Annotated in this window: 18 protein-coding genes and 1 pseudogene; 8 read left to right on the top strand and 11 right to left on the bottom strand. The window is 72.1% G+C overall.

Annotated features, from left to right (window positions below):
- The first annotated feature begins 94 nt into the window (after positions 1 to 94).
- Together ABZ725_RS19300 and ABZ725_RS19295 are read left to right on the top strand one after the other, a co-directional pair.
- Positions 95 to 754 (top strand): hypothetical protein, encoded by a 660-nt coding sequence (locus tag ABZ725_RS19300; RefSeq protein ID WP_358803836.1) that lies wholly within the window; start codon positions 95 to 97, stop codon positions 752 to 754.
- A 43-nt stretch (positions 755 to 797) separates the two neighbouring features.
- Entirely contained in the window at positions 798 to 1220 is a 423-nt protein-coding gene (locus ABZ725_RS19295) for an acyl-CoA thioesterase (protein WP_358803835.1), read from the top strand.
- 112 nt (positions 1221 to 1332) lie between these two features.
- Here the strand turns inward: ABZ725_RS19295 and chvE are convergent, their stop codons facing one another.
- The 3 genes and pseudogenes from chvE to ABZ725_RS19280 form a co-directional block, all read right to left on the bottom strand.
- Positions 1333 to 2430: a multiple monosaccharide ABC transporter substrate-binding protein gene (gene chvE / locus ABZ725_RS19290; protein ID WP_358803834.1), complete on the bottom strand. Its 1098-nt coding sequence runs from the start codon at positions 2428 to 2430 to the stop codon at positions 1333 to 1335.
- Between the two features lie 244 nt (positions 2431 to 2674).
- Positions 2675 to 2803 (bottom strand): annotated as a pseudogene (locus ABZ725_RS19285) (mandelate racemase/muconate lactonizing enzyme family protein); the annotation flags it as partial.
- A gap of 131 nt (positions 2804 to 2934) precedes the next feature.
- On the bottom strand, positions 2935 to 3330 hold the full coding sequence (locus ABZ725_RS19280; RefSeq protein ID WP_358803833.1) for a helix-turn-helix domain-containing protein: 396 nt from the start codon (positions 3328 to 3330) through the stop codon (positions 2935 to 2937).
- A 101-nt stretch (positions 3331 to 3431) separates the two neighbouring features.
- Between ABZ725_RS19280 and ABZ725_RS19275 the strand changes: the two genes are divergently transcribed.
- On the top strand, positions 3432 to 4880 hold the full coding sequence (locus tag ABZ725_RS19275) for an MFS transporter (protein WP_358803832.1): 1449 nt from the start codon (positions 3432 to 3434) through the stop codon (positions 4878 to 4880).
- Positions 4881 to 5736: 856 nt separating this feature from the next.
- Here the strand turns inward: ABZ725_RS19275 and ABZ725_RS19270 are convergent.
- From ABZ725_RS19270 to ABZ725_RS19235, 8 genes are all read right to left on the bottom strand, one after another.
- Entirely contained in the window at positions 5737 to 7116 is a 1380-nt protein-coding gene (locus ABZ725_RS19270) for an 8-oxoguanine deaminase (protein WP_358803831.1), read from the bottom strand.
- A gap of 25 nt (positions 7117 to 7141) precedes the next feature.
- Positions 7142 to 8071, bottom strand: coding sequence for a factor-independent urate hydroxylase (pucL, locus tag ABZ725_RS19265; RefSeq protein ID WP_358803830.1), 930 nt, complete (start codon positions 8069 to 8071; stop codon positions 7142 to 7144).
- Positions 8072 to 8077: 6 nt separating this feature from the next.
- Entirely contained in the window at positions 8078 to 8467 is a 390-nt protein-coding gene (uraH, locus tag ABZ725_RS19260; RefSeq protein ID WP_358803829.1) for a hydroxyisourate hydrolase, read from the bottom strand.
- Between the two features lie 7 nt (positions 8468 to 8474).
- Positions 8475 to 8984, bottom strand: coding sequence for a 2-oxo-4-hydroxy-4-carboxy-5-ureidoimidazoline decarboxylase (uraD, locus tag ABZ725_RS19255; protein ID WP_358803828.1), 510 nt, complete (start codon positions 8982 to 8984; stop codon positions 8475 to 8477).
- 86 nt (positions 8985 to 9070) lie between these two features.
- Positions 9071 to 9436, bottom strand: coding sequence for a helix-turn-helix domain-containing protein (locus tag ABZ725_RS19250; RefSeq protein WP_351905483.1), 366 nt, complete (start codon positions 9434 to 9436; stop codon positions 9071 to 9073).
- A complete protein-coding gene (locus tag ABZ725_RS19245) occupies positions 9433 to 9681 on the bottom strand; it encodes a hypothetical protein (RefSeq protein ID WP_358803827.1) in 249 nt (82 codons plus the stop codon). Before ABZ725_RS19245 ends, ABZ725_RS19250 begins: the two co-directional genes overlap by 4 nt.
- Positions 9682 to 9780: 99 nt before the next feature.
- Entirely contained in the window at positions 9781 to 10725 is a 945-nt protein-coding gene (locus ABZ725_RS19240) for a hypothetical protein (protein WP_358803826.1), read from the bottom strand.
- A 4-nt stretch (positions 10726 to 10729) separates the two neighbouring features.
- A complete protein-coding gene (locus tag ABZ725_RS19235; protein WP_358803825.1) occupies positions 10730 to 11140 on the bottom strand; it encodes a hypothetical protein in 411 nt (136 codons plus the stop codon).
- A gap of 120 nt (positions 11141 to 11260) precedes the next feature.
- On the opposite strand from ABZ725_RS19235, the gene ABZ725_RS19230 reads away from it, so the two are divergent.
- The 5 genes from ABZ725_RS19230 to ABZ725_RS19210 all read left to right on the top strand — a co-directional run bounded on the left by ABZ725_RS19230 (position 11261) and on the right by ABZ725_RS19210 (position 19549).
- Positions 11261 to 15865: a CHAT domain-containing protein gene (locus tag ABZ725_RS19230; RefSeq protein ID WP_358803824.1), complete on the top strand. Its 4605-nt coding sequence runs from the start codon at positions 11261 to 11263 to the stop codon at positions 15863 to 15865.
- Positions 15866 to 15893: 28 nt separating this feature from the next.
- Positions 15894 to 16961, top strand: coding sequence for a hypothetical protein (locus tag ABZ725_RS19225; RefSeq protein WP_358803823.1), 1068 nt, complete (start codon positions 15894 to 15896; stop codon positions 16959 to 16961).
- A 175-nt stretch (positions 16962 to 17136) separates the two neighbouring features.
- Complete coding sequence (locus ABZ725_RS19220; RefSeq protein ID WP_358803822.1) at positions 17137 to 17958, top strand: TIM barrel protein; 822 nt, start codon at positions 17137 to 17139, stop codon at positions 17956 to 17958.
- A 25-nt stretch (positions 17959 to 17983) separates the two neighbouring features.
- Positions 17984 to 18886: a 2-hydroxy-3-oxopropionate reductase gene (locus ABZ725_RS19215; protein WP_358803821.1), complete on the top strand. Its 903-nt coding sequence runs from the start codon at positions 17984 to 17986 to the stop codon at positions 18884 to 18886.
- 402 nt (positions 18887 to 19288) lie between these two features.
- The gene (locus ABZ725_RS19210; protein WP_358803820.1) at positions 19289 to 19549 is read left to right on the top strand and encodes a hypothetical protein; all 261 of its coding nucleotides are present in this window, start codon (positions 19289 to 19291) and stop codon (positions 19547 to 19549) included.
- The last annotated feature ends 169 nt before the right edge of the window (positions 19550 to 19718 follow it).

Genomic DNA, 19718 nt, shown 5'->3' with positions numbered 1-19718 from the left:
GCGGAAAGCTAGCGGAAAGCTGTCCGACGTCTCGGCGATACTGGCTGTTCCGTCGGTCTCCGGGGCCGGGGACAGCACTTGGAGGGGGCCCGCCGTGACCCGACCGCCGACCGCCGCGCAACGGCGGCTGATCGAGGCCGCCGACCCGGTCACGGGCCGCCTGCGGGGTACGGAGGCGCAGCTCACGGCGCTGGTGAAGCGGGGGCTGGCCTTCCGGCACCCCCGCCCGCCGCACGATCACTTCCTGACCCCGGCGGGGCATCGGATGCGGGAGGACGATCCCGCCGCCGAGCCGGAGTCCCCGCGGCCGAAGTCCCCGCGGCCGGACTCCCCGCAGCCGGCGGACACCGGCGGGTTCGCCGCGCGGGTCGGCGGTGAGGAGGCCCCTCCCCCGGCCGGTCCGGCCCGGGTCCGCGAGGTGCACAGCGCCTGGGAGGGGCTGCTGGAGCTGCGCCGGATGACCAACCCGGACGGGAGCCGGGAGCGGCCCTGCGGCTGGGAACGCACACATCTCGTGCGGGCCGCCGCCCTGGCCCTGGAGGCGGCCGGACACCCTCCCGCCGGGCCGACCGGCACCGACGGCTACCGGGTGCGGGCGACCCCGCAGCCGGAGGCGGTGGCCGTGCACGGACCGGACGACGCGACGCTGTCCGCCTGCGCGGCGACACTGGAGAAGGCGGGCTGGCAGGTCGGCGAGCACACCGATCGCCGGAGCAGGAAGCGCTATCTGCTGGCTTCCCCGCGCCGCGTGTAGAAGGCATGCCAAGATCGATGCCTCTCGATGTGAAGGGGAAACAGTGAGCGAGCCGTTTTCCGTCCGGGTCACCGTCCGCGGATACGAGACCGACGTGCAGGGACACCTCAACCAGAGCGTGTACATCAACTACGCGGAACACGCTCGCTGGGCGTTGCTGCAAGCGGCCGGCATCACCCAGGCCGGGCTGATCGGCAAGGGCGTGGGCCCGGTCGCCCTGGAGACGAACATCCAGTACAAGCGCGAACTCCTCGCCGGGGACGAGGTCGACGTCACGTGCGTCTTCGAGTGGGGCAGCGGGAAGACGTTCCGCATCCAGCAGACCATCCGCAGGGCGGACGGCACCGTCTCGGCCGAACTCACCTCGGTCGGCGGCCTGTTGGACCTGGAGAAGCGCCGGATGGTCGCGAACCCCCAGGGCTACTTCAAGGAACTCGCCACGGATCCCGCCCTGTTCGGACTGTAGTCCTGGCCGGAGCCCCGGGAGACGTGCGACGGACGATCCCGGGGCGGTGTCGGCACCCTGTCACGGCTTGGACCGCTCGACAGGGCGGACGGATCGCACGACGGCCGTGCGGCTACTTCAGCTCGTCGGCGGTGTAGTAGCCGCCCGCGACCAGGACATAGTCAAGGTTCTTCTTGTCGACGCTCGTCGGCTGCAGCAGGAAGGCCGGCACGTACTTGGCGCCGTTGTTGTAGGCCCTTCTGCTGTTCACTCTGGGCGTCTTGTCCTTGAATATGGCGTCGACCATCTCTGCGGCGACGCCGGCGAGCAGGCGGACGTCCTTGTAGACGGTCTGCGACTGCTGACCTGCGATGATCGACTTCACCGAGGGCAGTTCGGCGTCCTGACCGGTGATGACCGGGAGGGGCTTGCTGCCGGAGCCGTAACCGTCCGCCTTGAGCGCGGACAGGACGCCGAGGGAGATGCCGTCGTACGGCGACAGCACCGCGTCGACCGTCCGGTTCCCGTACGACTCGGCGAGGATGCCCTTCATGCGCTTCTCCGCGGTGGGTCCGTCCCAGCGCAGGGTGGTGACGTCGTTGAGCCCGGTCTGGTCGGACCGCACGACCAGCTTCTTGCTGTCCAGGTACGGCTGCAGGAGGTGCATCGCGCCGTCGAAGAAGTACTTGGTGTTGTTGTCGTCGGGAGAGCCGGCGAACAGCTCGATGTTGAACGGGCCCTTGCCGTCCTCGAGGCCGAGCTCTTCGATGATGTAGTGGGCTTGGAGCCGCCCGACCTGCTCGTTGTCGAAGGAGACGTAGTAGTCGACGTTCTCGGTGCCGAGGATGAGCCGGTCGTAGGAGATCACCGGGATCTTCGCGGCGGCGGCCTGCTTGAGCACGCCGTTCAGCGACTTGTTGTCGATGGCCGCGATGATCAGCGCGTCGACTCCCTGCTTGATCAGGTCCTCGATCTGGGAGACCTGGGTCTTGGGGTCGTCCTTGCCGTAGACCAGCTTGGTCGCGTACCCCTTCTGCTTCAGGTCGTCGACGACGCTCTTGCCATCGGTGAGCCAGCGCTCAGAAGCCTGGGTCGGCATGGCGATGCCGACGGTGCTTCCGTTGGAGCTGCCTTCGGAGCTGCCCTTGCTGTCCTGCCCGCAGGCGGACAACGTGAGGGCGAGGGAGACGACTCCGGCCAGCGTGGCGAGGGCGGCTCTTCGGTTGCGCATAGTCAACGGTCCTTGTTTCTTCTCGTCGTTGAGAGGATGAGGGCATATCGGATGTCGCTCGGGGGCGCGGTGGAGCCAGCCGGGCGGTCGGCACGGACCGGCTCCGGGGAGAGCGGTGCGCCGCGGCGGATCAGCCCGGCGACCGCATGGATCCGCACATGGCCCGCCGAGGTCGTCGGGGGTCCGGGTGCGCATCTTCCAAGGGCGGCGAACAACCGGAAGGCGGCCCTCGATCACCGGTCGGTGCGTGCGTGTGGCGCGGCATCCGGGTCTCGCCGACACTCGTGACCCTGTTGCCGGTGTGCACCTGTACGTACGTCAGGATGCGCCACCGCGTTCGGCCCACGGGCGTGCTGATTCCAGTGCTGCGCAGGGCGCTCGCCTTTCAAGCGTTCGAAATGTCGTCACATGTTCGGAAGCTTGCGGAACACTAGGGGCGAGAACGCGAGGTGTCAACGGGGTGAACAGGAACGGTTACAGAAAGGCGTGACGGCGATCGACGAGTCAGACCGACTCCCGCTCCCGCTCGGTGTCGTACGACGCGCGCGCCTCGGCGATGTAGACCCTGTTGTGCTCCGCCCAGTCGGTGAGGCGTTGCAGGGTCTCGTGCAACTCACGGGCCACCGGGGTGAGTTCGTACTCCACCTTCGGCGGCACCGTCGGATGCACGGTGCGGGTGACGAGTCCGTCGCGCTCCAGGTTGCGCAGCGTCAGGGTCAGCATGCGGCGGCTGATGCCCTCGATGCTGCGCTCCAGTTCGGTGAACCGGATGGGTCCGTGCGCGGCGGCGACGAGGATCTGCACGCTCCATTTTCCGGAGACCCTGTCAAGAACCTCGCGGACGGGGCAGGCGTGCGCGTTCACGACCTGCGAGGTAACACCCGTGTTCCTCTGCGACATCGAAGTGCCTCCTTACACCGCTCTCCATGGTTATCCACGATGGTCCCCGTTACAAGTCGTGCACCAAGGGTTGCCCTGAAGAATGTGGAGGCCACACCGCCATGACGGTCATCGCCGATTCCTCGACGCGGATACCGCAACGAACGTACTCCCGCTGGGCGGCTCTCGTCGTGCTGTGCGCGGGGACCCTGATGACGATCCTGGACGGCAACATCGTCACGGTGGCGATGCCGGCCATCCAGAGCGACCTCGGGTTCAGCGGCCCGGGTCTGGCCTGGGTCGTCAACGCCTATCTGATCCCCTTCGGGGGCCTGCTCCTGCTGGTCGGCCGGCTCGGCGACCTGGTGGGCCGCAAGCGGATGTTCACGGCGGGCCTCGCGGTGTTCACCGCGGCGTCGGTGCTGTGCGGGGTGGCCACCGACCAGGAGGTCCTCATCGCGGCGCGGGCCGTGCAGGGCGTCGGCGGGGCGATGACCTCGGCGGTGGTCCTGGGCATGCTGGTGGCGCTGTTCCCCGAGCCGCGTGAACAGGCCCGCGCCATCGCGGTGTTCAGCGCGGTCGGCGCGGCGGGCGGCGCGCTCGGCACGTTCCTCGGCGGGGCGCTGACCCAACTCCTCGACTGGCACTGGATCTTCCTCATCAACCTGCCGATCGGCGTGGCGGCCTGGTGCGCGGCCGTCCGCGTCCTCGCCCCCGAGAACGGCGCCGGGCTCGGCAGGGGCGCCGACTACCCGGGGGCCGCCCTGGTCACGAGCGCGCTCATGCTGACCGTGTACGTCATCGTCGGCGCGGGTGAGCGCGACGGCACCGCGACCGCGCTGCTCGCCCTGCTCGCCGCCGCGCTGTTCACGGGGTTCGTCCTCCGCCAGGCGAGGACCGCGCGCCCGCTGCTGCGGCTGCGGCTGTTCGGCTCCCGGCTGCTCAGGGGGGCGAACGCCGTCCAGGTCCTGATGATCGCGACGATGTTCGGCTTCCAGTTCATCGGCGCGCTGTATGTGCAACGCGTCCTCGGGTACGGCGAGTTGGCGACCGGTACGGCGTTCCTGCCGGCGCCGGTCGCGATCGGCCTGCTGATGCTGTTCCTGTCCGCGCGGACCATCGAACGCTTCGGCCCGTACCGCGTCCTGCTGACCGGCCTGGTCCTGATCGCCGCCGGAATGGCGCTGCTGAGCCGCGCACCGGCGGACGGCTCGTACGCCGCCGACTTCCTGCCCCCGATGCTCCTGATGTCCGCCGGCTTCGCCGCCGCGATGCCCGCGCTGACCGGGCTCGCCATGTCGGCGGCACGGGAGGAGGACGGCGGCCTGGCCTCCGGGCTCTTCAACACCACGCAGGTGGTGGGCGGTTCGCTCGGTCTCGCGGTCCTGTCGACGCTGGCCGCGAGCCGCACCGACGAACTCCTCGGCGAGGGGGCGGAGTTGGTCCCGGCCACGGCGGAGGGTTACCAGCTGGCGTTCCGGGTGGCCGCGTCGATCGCGGTGGCGGCGCTGATGCTCGCGGCGGTGGCACTGCGTACGCGCAGGCCGGGGCAGCCGCGTCGACAGCGCTGAACGCGCAGAAGAATGCGGCTGCGGCCATGGGACCGGACCTGCGATGATCCGGCCCATGGCCGCGCAACGCGTGAAGGCGAGCCTCTACATCTCCGTCGACGTGGAAGCCGACGGTCCGATCCCGGGACCCTACTCGCTGCTGAGCCTGGGCGCGGTGGTCGCGGGCCGGCAGGACGCCGACGGGTTCACCGCGGCCGACCCCGACCGACAGACCTTCTATCGCGAACTACGGCCGATCAGCGCCGAGTTCGTCCCGGAGGCACTGGCCGTGAGCGGGCTCGACCGGGAGCGGCTGGCCGTGGAGGGGATCGAACCCGCCCTGGCGCTCGCCCAGTTCACCCGCTGGGTGCGCGAGGTGAGCGGGGACGCGCAGCCGGTGATGTGCGCCTACCCGGCCTCGTTCGACTGGACGTTCCTGTACTGGTACCTGATCCGCTTCACCGGCACGAGCCCGTTCGGGCACTCCGGCTGCCTCGACATGAAGACCCTGTACGCGACCAAGGCGGGACTGCCGCTGCGGGCGGTGGCCAAGCGGACGATGCCCGCGCAGCTGCTGTCGAACCGCCCGCACACCCTCCCCCAACTCTCGACTTCGCTCGAGCCGGGGGCACCCCCATCGCCCTGGACGACGCCGTCGAACAGGCCGAGCTCTTCGCCAACCTCATGGCGTGGCAGGGGCCCGGATCGCCCCGGTGATCTCCTCGCCCGCCCCCATCGGACGGGGCACGTCCGCCGCGTCCCGGCGACCCTGGCCCCCATGGACGGCGGAGGAACCGTTCCGGGGCGCGCGCTTCCACGCGCGCCCCGGTCACGGCTTCCGGGCGAGGGCCGTCCCCCTCGACCGGAGGTCTTCACCTCATCGGCCCTGCGCGGCGATCCGCGCCAGCCGCTGCGCCTCCTTGCGGGTGGAGCGCGCGATCGCGTCCTCGTCGGCGTGCAACAGGCGTCCTTCCTCGACGATCTGACGGCCGTTCACGAAGGAGGCGGTGACCGGGGCGGCCGCGCCGAAGACCAGGGCGGTCACCGGGTCGGCGATGGAGGCGTGGGCGAGGGTGTCCAGCCGCCACAGCACCAGGTCGGCCAGCTTGCCGGGCTCCAGGGAGCCGATCTCCCGTGCCCGGCCGAGGACCTGGGCGCCTCCGAACGTGCCGAGTCGCAGCGCCTGACGGGCGTTCAGGGCGGCTTCCCGGTGGGCCCCGAGGCGGTTGACGAGCAGGGCGTTGCGCAGCTCGGTGTGGAGTTCGCCGGACTCGTTCGACGCCGTGCCGTCGACCCCGAGGCCGACCGGTACGCCGGCCGCCAGCATGTCGGGGACGCGGGCGATGCCCGCCGCCAGCCGGGCGTTGGAGGACGGACAGTGGGCGACACCGGTCTTCGTCCGGGCGAAGGCGTCGATGTCGGAGTCGTTCATGTGGACGCAGTGCGCCATCCACACGTCCTCGCCGAGCCAGCCGGTGGACTCGAAGTAGTCGGTCGGACCCATGCCGAACAGCTCGTGGCAGAACTTCTCCTCCTCGACCGTCTCCGAGCCGTGGGTGTGCAGCCGCACGCCCAGCCGACGCGCCAACTCCGCTCCCTGGCGCAGGAGTTCGGTGGAGACGGAGAACGGCGAACAGGGGGCGACGGCGATCTGGGTCATCGCGTCGAAGGACGCGTCGTGATGCTCCGCGACGGTCGCCTCGGTGGCGGCCAGGGCGCCCTCCAGCGTCTCCACCGCGAAGTCCGGGGGCAGCCCGCCGTCCTTCTCGCTGCGGTCCATGGAGCCGCGGGCGAGGGTGAAGCGGACGCCCATGTCGCGGGCCGCGCCGATGATCGCGCCGGACAGGTCGCCGGTGCCCTTCGGGAAGACGTAGTGGTGGTCCATGGCGGTGGTGACGCCGCCGCGGGCCATCATCGCCAGGGAACCCTCGGCGGCCGCGCGGACCATCGGCTCGTCGATGCGCGCCCAGGTGGGGTAGAGGGCGACGAGCCAGTCGAAGAGGTTGTGGTCGGTGGCCAGGCCCCGGGTGATCCACTGGTAGAAGTGGTGGTGGGTGTTGACCAGGCCGGGGGTCACGAGGTGGCCCGAGGCGTCGATCCGGCGTACGACGTCCGTCAGGCCCTCGGGAGCCCGGCCCGCGCCGAGCGACTCGATGCGATTGCCGGAGACGACGACGTAACCGTTTGCGTACTCGGTGTCCTGGGCGTCGACGGTCGCGATCGAGCAGTTCTCGATGACGATGCGCTGAGCCATCATGCGTCCTCTTCTTTCCGTGTCCGCTTCAGAGGTTGGTGAGGTCCGCCGGGATCCGCGCCTCGCAGCCGTCCCGCAGGACGGTGGCCTCGATCAGGCCGTAGGGGCGGTCGGCGGCGAAGTAGACCGCCCCGTCCTCGGTGGCGTTCTTGAGCCCGAACGGCTCCAGGTCCACCAGGAAGTGATGTTTGTTCGGGAGGGAGAAACGGACCTCGTCGATCTCGGCGCGCTGCTCGACGATCCGGGCGCCCATCGCGTAGAGGGTCTGCTGGAGGGAGAGCGAGTACGTCTCGGCGAACGCCGCGAGCAGGTGCCGGCGCGTCTCCTCGTACGAGGTCTCCCAGTCGGGCGCCGGCTGCTCGTCGTCGGTCCAGTTGAACCGCCAGCGGGCGGAGACCTCGGTGGCGAGGATCCGGTCGTAGGCCTCGGGGAGGGTCGTGTACTTGTCCTTGGCGTACCCCCAGAACTCGGAGTCCGTCGAGTTCAGCACCACGAGGTCCTTCAGTCCGGAGACGACCTCCCACGACGTGCCGTCGTAGGTGATCTGGGTCAGCCGGGTCTCCTGGCCCTTGCGGGCGAAGGAGTGCGCGCCCTCGCCGCCGTGCTCGATGCGCTCCCAGCCGTACTCCTCGACACGGATCCGGGCCGTCCTGATCGGCTCCTGCGAGGTGACGAAGTGGCGGGCGAGGTGGATGCCGAACTGCTCGGCGGACTCGATGCCGTGTTCCTTGGCGAACGCGTACACCGTGTTCTTGGTGGTGTCGGTCGGCAGGACGTTGGCGTTCGAGCCGGAGTAGTGGACCTCGTCCATGTCGCCGCTCAGCGACACGGAGACGTTGAGGTCCTTGATGTGGTGGGTGGCGCCGTCCCGCGTGATCTTCACGACTCGGTTCTCGGCCTTGCCGTACTGGTTCTGCCCCAGGATCACAGGGCGGGCCGGGCGGGAATTGTCTGCCATCTTCTGCTAGCTCCCTCGGTATACGGAGTAGCCGAACGGGTTGAGCAGCAGCGGTACGTGGTAGTGCTCGCCGGGCGTGACGGCGAAGGTGATCGCTACCTCTGGAAAGAACACACCGCTGTCCCGATTCGCGGGGGCGTCCTGCTGCGCATCGGCTTGCTTCTTCTCGAAATACGGTGCGACGGCGAAGTCGAGCCGTACGTGGGTGGTGCCCTCCGGCAGCGCCGGCAGGTCCTTGCACCGCCCGTCGGCGTCGGTCGCGGAGCCGCCGAGCGCCTGCCAGTCCGCAGCCGGGCCGCTGCGGGCGCAGAGCCGGACGGCGACGTCCGCGGCGGGGCGGCCGATGCTGGTGTCCAGGATGTGCGTGGACACCGAGGCGGTGGTGCTGGTGCTCATGGCGGGCTCAGTCCTCTTCGACGAGTCGGGCGAGGCGGATACGGTTGATCTTGCCCAGCTCGGCGCGGACGATCTCGCGCTCCTGCTCCGGCGTGTTGCCGATCCGCTCCTTGACCGCGTCCCGCATCTGCTCGCCGGTCCGGCCGGTGGCGCAGATGAGGAAGACATGGCCGAACCGGTCCTGGTAGGCCAGGTTCAGTTCCAGCATCTGCGCCTTGAGCTCCTCGGAGGCGCCGGACATGCCGCGCTGCTCCCGGGCCGAGGTCGGGTCTCCCGGCTTCGGACGGCCGATCGGCGGGTGCCCGGCCATGGCCTCGGCCAGGTCGGCCGCGGTCAGCGCGGCCGTCGCGGCGTCGTTCGCTGCGTAGAGGTCGTCGGCGGTGGCGTAGGGGCGGGCCGCGAGCAGCCGGTCCGCCCAGGCTCCGGAGGTGCATGCCTCGCGGAGCGCGGCGCGGGCGGCGGACTCCCCGAGGCCGTTGAACCGGGCCAGGCCGGGGGGCGTGGAAGTCGAAGTCACGGGGCCAGCTAACGCCTCACCGCGACTTCACGTCAACACTTTGTTGAAAATTTCGGCCGACAGGACCCTCCGGGACCCGCCGCCGCTCAGCCCTTCTCCCGGTTCAGGTAGTTGTAGACCGTGAAGCGGCTCACCCCGAGGGCGCTCGCCACCGTCTCCACGCCGTGCCGTACGGAGAAGGCGCCGCGCGCCTCGAGTATCCGTACGACCTCCTGCTTCGCCTTGCGGTCCAGGTCGGCGAGCGGTCTGCCCTTCTTGCGCTCCATGGCGGCCAGGATGTGGTCGAGGGAGTCGGCGAGCTGGGGCAGCCGCACGGCGACGGTCTCGACGCCGTCCCAGCTCAGGACGACGTCGTCCGAGCCGGCCTCGTCCGGCGGGAGCATCTCCCCGCCCATGGCGTCGACCAGCGGCTTCACCGCCGCGATGAACGCCTCTTCGCCGCCCGTGGTCACTCGCCCTCCCCGAGGACGTTGACCTGGAGGGAGATACGGGTGGCGCCCGCGCCGAGGGACTTGCGCAGCAGGGCGTCCACGGCGGCGAGCACCGCGTCGGCGGTGCCCTCCACGGTGTTGCCGAAGGGTCCGACGTCCACCGCGTCCAGGTCGGCCGCCTCGATCACCTCGCGGGCGGCCAGCGCGTGCGCGGGCGCCTCGTCGAGGTCGAAGGGCTCGGTGGTGAACTCCACTTTCAGACGCATCGCGCCCCACACCTCTCTGAACGGGTCCGGGCCGTCGACGCCCCGGACCCCGACCCTAACGGACCCGGCGGACGATCACCCCGGACTCGGGATTCCGCCTCAGTCGGGAGGCAGCAGCAGGTCGGGGGCGGGGTCCCGGCCGTCCGCGAGGTAGGCGCTCAGCGCGGTGCCGTGGGCGAGGGTGAGCGGGCCCCGGCGGCCGATGCCGAGCTGCCGGGCCAGGTCCTGCGCATGGAGTCGTACGGCGGACTCGACCAGGGTCGCGTAGCCGTCGGTGGCGGCGCGGAACCGGTGCCAGGCCGTGCCCGTGATCGCGCCGCAGAGCAGCACGCCCGGCCACCACAGGGCGGCGACGGCGAGATAGAGCAGGCCCCAGCCCGCGAGGGTGGCGGCGCGCAGCATGCTCTCGCGCGCGGCGGTGATCTCGGCGCGTGTCGTGTCGGGGACGTGCAGCCACAAGTGGGGCCAGACCACGGCCACTTGGAGGCCGAGATCGCCGCGCAGCCGGGTCTCCACGGCGTGCAGCCGGTCCCCCGTCCAGGTGGGCCGGGCGGGCGCCGCGTCGGCGACCCGGCGCAGTCGGCTGCCGGCGACGGCCGCCCGGTGCGCCGCGTCCGCCTCAGGGTCGGCCAGGCCCGCCGCGGCCAGGGCGACGCCCGCTTGTGCCCGACGCCGGTCGAACAGCCGTGCGCGGCGCGCGATCAGCCGGCGGACGACAGCGTGGGTCGCCGTCGGCCACGCGGGCCAGTCGGCGGCCAGCCACAGCCGCTCCACCAGGGAGCCCAGCGCCTGCGCGGCCAGCCCGCAGGCGGCCGCGGCGAGCAGGAAGGCGAGGAGGAGCAGGAGCAGGTCGGCGGTGGACGCGGCGAGCGATCCGGTGTGCCGCTCGAGGCGGGTCGGCAGCGTGCCGAGCGCGTACCAGCGCGTGTGCCCCAGCTCCCGTCCGGCGGCCAGCGCGCCGAGGAAGAGGGCGCCGGGCAGCACGAGCAGCGTCAGCCACCGTTCGGCGAGCTTCTTGCCGAGTTCGGTCAGGAGGCCGTTCACGGCGTCACAGGCTCTTCAACCGCAGCGGGGCGCCGTCGAGTTCGCAGGCGGGCGGGGCGTCGGGGGTGTCGTCGGCCCAGTGGTAGCGCAGGCAGCGGCCGTGCGGGCACAGGTAGATCCCCGGCTCGCGGCCGGCGCCGGGGACTCCGGCGAGCCGGGCGCCGGGGCCGCGGGTGCCGCCGTGCAGCCCCTTCGCGTCGCCCTCGGCGAGGATCCGCCGGTGCAGCCGCCCGACCAGCGCCTCGACGTCGCCCCCGTCGCGTACGCCGGCCAGCAGGCCGTCGACGGCGTCCCGCGACTCCTGCTCGCGCAGGCGACGGCGGAGGTCCTCCGCGTGGGTGAAGAAGTAGACCAGGGCCTCGGACGTGCGCCGGGCCTTCCGGTCGGGGACGCTGCTCATGTTCTCTGCGGTCATGTCTTCTCCGGACGGGCCCCGCGGGGGTGCGGGGCGTGTGCGGGGGTGCGCGGTGACGATGCGAGTACGGTAGGGCAACTCCTGATCCGGGCCTGCCCCGTTGCTCTACTCTGCGCTGCCATGACCACTGAACGGGAGGCGGAGCGCGACCGGCTGCTCGCCTCCGCACGGCGGCGATTACGGCGGGTCAGGGCGACCGGGGACGGATCGCCGCTGCGGACGCCGCAGGCGCAGGCCGACCTGCGGGCGCTGCACGAACTGCGGTCCGAGGGCCGCCGGGACGCCGAGGCCGGCTACCGGCTCGCCTGGCTGCTGCTGTTCCAGAACCTCCAGGAGCAGGAGCCGGACGAATCCGTCGTGGACGCCATGGGCGACGGATTCGCCGACGCCCTGCTGGCGGGCATCGACGACCTCCCGGCCCAGTTCCTGGCCGGCATCGCGTCGATCGCCGAACCGGCCGCGACCGCCCTGCTCCGGCAGGCGCAGTCGTCGTCCGATCCGGCCCTGCTCGACACGGTCGTCGAGCAGCACCGGCGGATCGTGGCCGCCACGCCCGCCGAGCATCCAGGACGTCCGCAGCGGCTCGCGAACCTGGGCGTCGCCCTGCACAGCCGGTTCGAGCGGCGGCCGTCCGAGGAGGACCTGACCGCCGCGCTGGACGCCCACGACGAGGCGGTCCGCACGACCCGGCCGGACGATCCCGATCTGCCGACGCGGCTCAGCGGGCGGGCGGGCGTGCTGTGGTCCCGCCACCGGCTGAAGGGCGACGCCGCCGACCTGGACGCCGCCGTCGAGGGGATGCGGGCGGCGGTCGACGCCGCGCCCGCCGGGTCCCCGAAGCAGGCGCTGTGTCTTTCCAACCTGGCGCTGACGCTGCGGGACCGGTTCGGCCGGTACGGGGATCCGGCGGACCTCGACGCGGCGGTCACCGTCGGCCGCCAGGCATGGCAGGCGACGCCTGCGGACGACCCGAACCGGTCGCTTCGCCTGCACAACCTGGCCGGCACCCTGCTGATCCGCTACCGCGACGTGGAGGGCGTGACATCGCTGGAGCAGACCGTCGACCGACTGCGTACGACGGCCGACGGCTCCGGCGCGTCCGGCGCCCCGGCGGACGTGTACACGCTGTGCTTCCTGGCGGGCCTGGACGACATCCCGTCCGAGGTGGCCTCCGACGTCGCCGCGACGGCCGCGCCCCTGGCCCTCGCCCGGCAACAGCGGCTCACGACCGCGTACGACCCGGCCGAGCACGAGTCCGTCATCGCGCTGTGGCGGCGCGTCGTCGGCATCACCCCACCGTGGGATCGGCGACGGCACATCTTCCTCGCCAACCTCAGCCATGCGCTGCTGGTCCGCTACCAGCTCACCGGCGCGGCGGAGGATCTGGCGGCGGCGCTCGCCACCGCGCGCCGGGCGGTGCGCGCGGCTGCGCAGGACGATCCGGAGCGCGGCCTGGGGGTGGTCAACCTGGCGGCCGGGCTGTCCGAGCGGTATCGGCGCGAGGGGCAGACCGAGGACCTGGATCTGGCCGTCGACCTGCTGCGGGAGACCGTCGCACGGTTTGCGCACGATCACCGTGACCGGGCCCGGTACCTCTGCGAGCTCGGCGCGATGCTGGCCCTGCGGTTCGAACGGCACGAGGACCCGGCCGACCTCGACGACGCCATCGCCGTCCTGCGCGAGTCCGCCCGGACCGTGCCGGCCGACCCGATGGGCCCGGGGCTCGCCCTGAACAACCTGGGCGAGTCGCTGAAACTGCGGCACACCGTCCTGGGGAACCCGGACGACCTCGACGAGGCCGTCGGCGTGCTGCGGGTCGCCGTGGAGGCCACCCCCGCAGCGCATCCGGGCCGGGTCCAGTACCTGGCCTCGTTGGGCGCGGTCCTGACGACGCGGGGCGAATGGCTGAGCGACCGACAGGCTCTGGAGGAGGCGGTCGAACTGCTGCGGGCCGCACTCCACGCCGCTCCGGCCGGCTCCCCGGTGCGGTCGCGGATCCTGCACGACCTGGCCGCCGCCCACTACCGGCGGTTCTTCCAGCCGGGGCCGCGGTCTGCCGACCTGGACGAGGCGGTGACGGCGGCCAGGGCGGCGCTCGCGGACCTGTCCCCCGGCCAACCCGCGCACGCCCTGTGCCGCAGGCTCCTCGTGGACGCCCTGCGCACGCGGTACGAACAGAGCGCGAACCCCGACGACCTGACCGAGGCCGTCGCGGTCGGCCGGGACCTCCTCGTGCCCGGCGGCGAACTCTCCGCGACGCACTGGGCCGAGCAACTGGCCACCGGAGCAGGGGCGTTGCACACCCGACACATCCGGACGGCCGCTCCGGCCGACCTCGACGAGACGGTCGACGCGCTCCGGACGGCACTGCGGACACTGCCCCCCGGGCAGGACGCACGCCTGGCGATCCTGAACAACCTTGCGCTGGCGCTCCTGGCCCGCTGCGTGCACACCCACTCGGGGCCGGACCTGGACGCGGCGATCGACGCGCAGCGCACGGCGGTGGAACTGGCCGGCCCCCGGCACAGTGCCCGCGCCCAACTCCTCAGCGCCCTGGGCGGTTTCCTCCAGGCCCGGTACGGGCACTCGGGTTCGAGGGCCGACCTGGACGAGTCCATCGGCGTCCTCGCCGCGGCGGCCGAGGCGGCGCCCGACGGCCATCCGACACGGGCCATGGTCCTCCCGAACTGGTGCAGCGCCCTGCTGATGCGGTCCGAGGCGACGGGAGACAGAGCCGACCTGGATGCGGCGGTGGCCGTCGCCCGGGAGGCGATCGCCGTGACGCCCGCCGACGGCATGAGGCGGGTCTGGGCCCTCAGCCGACTCGGTCAAGCACTGGCGCACCGCCACCGGTCGGACGGCCCGGCCACCGATCTCGACGAGGCCGTCGCGATCCTGCGCGAGGCCTGCCGCGGCGCCCAGGCCGCCCCGGTGATGAGGCCGATCCTGCTGTATCAGCTGAGCGACGCCCTCGGCTCCCGCCATGAACGCGACGGCGACCGCGCCGACCTGACGGAGGCGGTACAGCTGTCCGCGCAGGCCGCGTCGCTGCCCTTCGCACCGCCCACCTCGCGCATCATGGCGGCGATGCGTGCGGGACAGCTGCTGGCGGCGTCCGGGGACGTGTCGCGGGCGACCGACTTCGTCGAGGACGCCGTGACCCTGCTGCCCCGGATCGCTCCGCGCCGGCTGCGCAGAGGCGAACAGCAGTACCTGCTCGGCCGGTTCCCCGGGCTGGCGGCCTTCGCGGCGGCGCTGGCGCTGCGCGACCCCGCGAGGCCGCCGGGCGAACGGGCCCTGCGCGCACTGCGGTTGCTGGAGACCGGGCGGGGCGTGCTGATGGGCCAGGCGCTGGACGCCTGGAGCGAGTCGGCGGTACTGCGCCGGGCACATCCCGAACTCGCCACCCGCTTCGAGGAGTTGCGGGACATCCTGGACCGGCCGGACGACGGGGCGGACGCCTTGATGGGAGGCGTCCCGGGAGCGGGGGCCGGGTCCGGGTCCGGGTCCGGGTCCGGGTCCGGGTCCGAGACGGGCGACCGGCACCGGCTCGACGCCGAGCTGGCCGCCGTGCTCGAACGGATCCGCGCACAGGACGGGTTCGGCTCCTTCGGACTGCCGCCCTCGGTCGGCGAACTCCTGGCCGCCGCACAGGAGGGCGCGGTCGTCGTCCTCAACGTCACCACGGTGCTCTGCGACGCCCTGCTGGTCACCCCGGCCGGCGTCACCGCCGTCCCGCTGCCCGGGCTGACGCTGTCGTACGCGACGGATCTCGCCCACGCCTGCCAGCGCGCCGCGCACGAGGCGACGGACGACGACCCGGATGTGCGGACCAAGGCCCAGGAGACGCTGTCGACGGTCCTGGGCGCGCTGTGGGACGTCGTCGTCGAACCGGTGCTCACCGCGCTGGGGCACGACCGGGCGCCCCGGGACGGGAGGTATCCGCGGGTGTGGTGGGTGCCCGGCGGGCCGCTCGCCCGGCTGCCGATCCATGCCGCCGGTCATCACGACGGGTCGGACCGGGCGGTGCTCGACCGGGTCGTCTCCTCGTACGCGCCGACCGTCCGCGCCCTGCGGCACGCCCGCCGCGAACTGCCGGACACCCCCGCCGCCGGCCCGCCGCTGGTCGTGGCCATGCCCACCACGCCCGGCCACTCGCCGCTCGACTTCGCTGCGGACGAGGCCGAGGTGTGCGCGGAGCTGCTGCCCGAGGCGGCGGTCCTGCTCGCCCCGGAGCGGCCGCCGACCCGCGACGAGGTGCTGCGCCGGCTGCCCGGCTGCCCGGTCGTCCACTTCGCCTGCCACGGCGACAGCCTCTCCGCGGACCCCGCGCAGCATCGGCTGCTCCTGCACGACCACGCCGAGACCCCGCTCACGATCGGCGAGCTGGCCACCGTCCGGCTCGACCACGCACGTCTCGCGTACCTGTCGGCGTGCGGGACGGCCGTCTCCTACGACGGCGTCCTCCTCGACGAGGCCGTGCAACTGACCTCGGCGTTCCAGCTGTGCGGCTTCCGGCATGTGGTCGGCACCCTGTGGCCGGTCGTCGACGGGACCGCCGTCGAGTTCGCGGAGGCCTTCTACGCGGCCCTGCGGCCCGAGCCCGACGCCGCCCCGGACCCCGACCGGTCGCCGTACGCCCTGCACACGGCGGTGCGGCGACTGCGCGACGAACTGCCCCGCACGCCGTCGCTGTGGGCGTCCCACGTCCACACCGGCGCCTGACCTGCCACCGCCTCACGAGAAGGACAGCATGGACCGCACACCGTTTCCACCGCACACGTTCGCCCGCCACAAATGGCTCCTCAACCTCTTCGCGGCGCTCTCGCTGGCCGCGTTCTTCTATGTGGGAGGCCAGTTCGGCGTGGGCGCGCTGGGCGCTCTCTTCGTGCTGTGGAGCGCGGCGCTGGTCTTCTTCGGCTATCAGGAGGGGCAGAAGCGGTTGCGCGCCGTCGAGGAGGATCGCGCCCGGGCACTCAAGGCGCACACCGCCTCGATGGCGGAACGGATGCTGTTCGCCGGGCGGGAGGAGGGGTGGGAGTTCGAGGCGTCCTGCGCCGAGACCGCGCTGGGGTTCGGCCGCATCCCGCAGGACGTTCCCGACCGTGGGCTCACGGAGGAGCAGCAGGTCGTCGCCCGGCACGCGGCCGACCTGGCGGCGGAGGGCGTCCTGCGCACCCGGATCGACGGCTTTCCCGTCACCGCGTTCGACCTGGAGATGATCAATGACGCCGATGTGTGGGAACTGCGCAGGCGCTGCCGCTTCGAGCGGGCCGCCGAGGCGTCCAAGGACTATCTGACCGTGGTCGCCGTGCACCTGCCGGTGCGGCTGCCGTACCTGGCCTCGGTGCACCCCTTCGCCCCGGGGTCTCGGGTCGCGTGCACGGCGGACGACGCCTTCGCGGAGTTCCTGCTGTCCGTGCCGACGGTGCGCGCGGCGGCGCTGGACGTGGAGCGGCTGTGGTCCGTGCAGGGCGACCTGCTCGTCTCCTGCGCGCTGACCAACTACGGCCTCGATGTGGCGGACGTGGTGGAGGTCACCCGGCGAACCGCCCGGCTGGCGGGCGCGTTCCCCTGGTCCGAGCTGGAACGCTTCCGCGTCGAAGCGCCCGAGACCGGAACCGGGGCGGGGACCGAGGCCGAGGCGGAGACCGGGACCGGGCAGCACTCCCTGTGGGTCCACGAGTTCACCTCCGGCCTGATCGGCCCACAGGTGCGGCGCTGGGACGAACAGCGGCTGGGCCGCACGGAGTTGCGCGCCTTCCGGTCCACGCACGAGTGGCTGAGCGAGCGGGCGCCGGCCGAGAGCCTCGCCGGCTGAGCCGACACACCGAGCCCCCCGGAGCCCGGCGGCCTGCGCTCTTCGAGCGTGCCGCCGGGCTCCGACGTGTTCCCACCCCTTGACAAGCCCCGAGACCGAGCGGCAATCTTCCAGTAAGCAGAAAACAACTTCCGCAATACGGAATTCTAAAACCCGGAAGGGAGCGCGAGAGCCCATGGGCTTCGAGGACCAGCGCTTCAACGTCAACCTGTCGATCCTCTTCACGGAACTCCCGCTCCTGGAGCGCCCCGCGGCCGCCGCCGCGGCCGGCTTCACGGCGGTCGAGCTGTGGTGGCCCTGGATCGACTCCCCCACCCCCGAGCGGTCCGAGCTCGACGCCCTGAAGAAGGCGATCGAGGACGCGGGCGTCCAGCTCACGGGCCTCAACTTCTACGCCGGCCGGCTCCCGGGCCCCGACCGCGGCGCCCTCTCGCTGCCCGGCGCGGAGTCGGAGCGGTTCCGCGCCAACATCGACGTGGCCGCCGACCTCGCGGGCTCCCTGGGCTGCAAGGCGCTCAACGCGCTGTACGGCAACCGGGTGGACGGCGTGGACCCGGCCGAACAGGACGCGCTGGCCCTGGAGAACCTCGTGCTCGCGGCCCGCGCGGCGGACCGGATCGGCGCGATCCTGCTGATCGAGGCGCTGAACCGGCCCGAGTCGCCACGGTATCCGCTGGTGAGCGCGCCGGCCGCGGTCGAGGTCGCGGACCGGGTCGACGCGGCGTCCGGGCTCGGCAACGCGCGCTTCCTCATGGACCTCTACCACCTGTCCATGAACGGCGAGGACCTGCCGTCGGTGATCGATCGGTACGCGTCCAGGACCGGTCACGTCCAGATCGCCGACAACCCCGGCCGTGGCGCGCCCGGCACGGGCGCACTGCCCCTCGCCGACCTCCTCGACCGGCTGCGGAAGGCCGGTTACGACGGCTGGGTCGGCCTGGAGTACAAGCCGGGCGACCGCCCGAGCGCCGAGGCCTTCGACTGGCTGCCCCGCTGATCCCCCCGTACCGAGAGGCATCCCGATGAGCAACGCGAACAACGCCCTTCCCAAGATCGCCTGGATAGGCCTCGGCATCATGGGCTCCCCCATGTCCGAGAACCTGATCAAGGCGGGCTACGCCGTCACCGGCTTCACCCTGGAGCAGGACAAGCTGGACCGGCTCTCCGCCGCCGGCGGCGCCGCGGCCGGGTCCATCGCCGAGGCGGTCCGGGACGCCGACGTCGTGATCACGATGGTGCCCGCCTCCCCGCAGGTCGAGGCCATCGCATACGGTCCCGACGGCATCCTGGAGAACGCGCGGACCGGCGCACTCCTGATCGACATGTCCTCGATCACCCCGCAGACCTCGATCGACCTCGCGCGGTCGGCGAAGGACAAGGGCATCCGGGTGCTCGACGCCCCCGTGTCCGGCGGCGAGGCCGGCGCCGTGGAGGCCGTGCTGTCCATCATGGTCGGTGGCGAGCAGGCCGACTTCGACGAGGCGAAGCCCGTCTTCGAGGCGCTCGGCAAGACCGTCGTGCTGTGCGGACCGCACGGCTGCGGGCAGACCGTGAAGGCCGCCAACCAGCTGATCGTCGCCGTGAACATCCAGGCGTGCGCCGAGGCGGTGGTCTTCCTGGAGAAGTCGGGCGTGGACCTGAAGGCCGCGCTGGACGTCCTGAACGGCGGACTCGCCGGCTCGACCGTGCTGACGCGCAAGAAGGACAACTTCCTCGCCCGCGACTTCAAGCCCGGCTTCCGCATCGACCTGCACCACAAGGACATGGGCATCGTGACGGACGCCGCCCGCGGCGTCGGCGCGGCCCTGCCCGTGGGCTCGGTGGTCGCCCAGCTGGTCGCGAGCCTGCGTGCGCAGGGCGACGGCGGGCTGGACCACTCGGCCCTGCTGCGCGGCGTCGAGCGCCTCTCGGGCGCACAGCTCTGAGTCGCCCCTTCTTTCGGTTCATCCCTGCTTTCCCATTCCTTTCCCAGACTTCCGGGCGGCGCCGCCGCTGACATCTGTCCTGTCGCGCCCAGGCGGTGGCGCCGCCCGGAAACCCGGCTCACGTACGGACTCTGACGGGAGGTCAGAACCCGTGCGTGCTGAGGGACCGCGGCGGCGTGCGAGCCAGTGCGGTGGTGAAGGAACGGGGCCCCCTCTCGACCTGAGGGAGGAGGCCCGCGTCTCCGTCGCATCCGCCGCGGTCCCTGCCCACCGGACAGTGGGTCGCCCCTACCCACCCCCCAGCGCTCCCCCGTCGGCAGGGCCGAGGGGGGAGCGCTGCGCGTCGTCCCGCCCGGCTCCGCCCGGCATGCGGATCCCGCCCACCCGCAGGACGCTGAAGGCATGGGCAATCCGACGCAGTATCCGCACATCGTGGTCCACCCCCCGGCGCTGGACGGGTCCCGCCGGGTCACCTCGGGCGACACCGTTCTCGGGGTCGCCTCGCATCTCGACGACGTCGTCGAGATCCTGCGCCTGGCCGACCTGGACCGGATCGAGGTGGAGGAGAGCGACCTCATCGAGTGGCAGGGCGGCGGCCCCGACGACTGGCCGGGCCTGTCGGAACACCATTCGCAACACCATGAGGAGCATCACGAGGCCTAGGGGCCCAGAGGTCCAGAGGTCCAGGGCGCCGATCGGGACGCCGATCGAGGCCTTGCTCGGGGCGCGCCAACCTCAAATCAACCTCTGAACGTCGTCCAGCAGGCTTCAACCGCCCTCGGGGCAGGGCACATTGTCGTCACGCGGGGTCCGCCGACACGGGGGCGGCGGA

The sequence above is a fragment of the Streptomyces sp. NPDC006872 genome (assembly GCF_040635845.1).
Classification (GTDB): Bacteria; Actinomycetota; Actinomycetes; order Streptomycetales; family Streptomycetaceae; genus Streptomyces.
The sequence above is the reverse complement of the archived record's forward strand: the minus strand, read 5'-3'. Positions and strand labels throughout refer to the sequence as shown.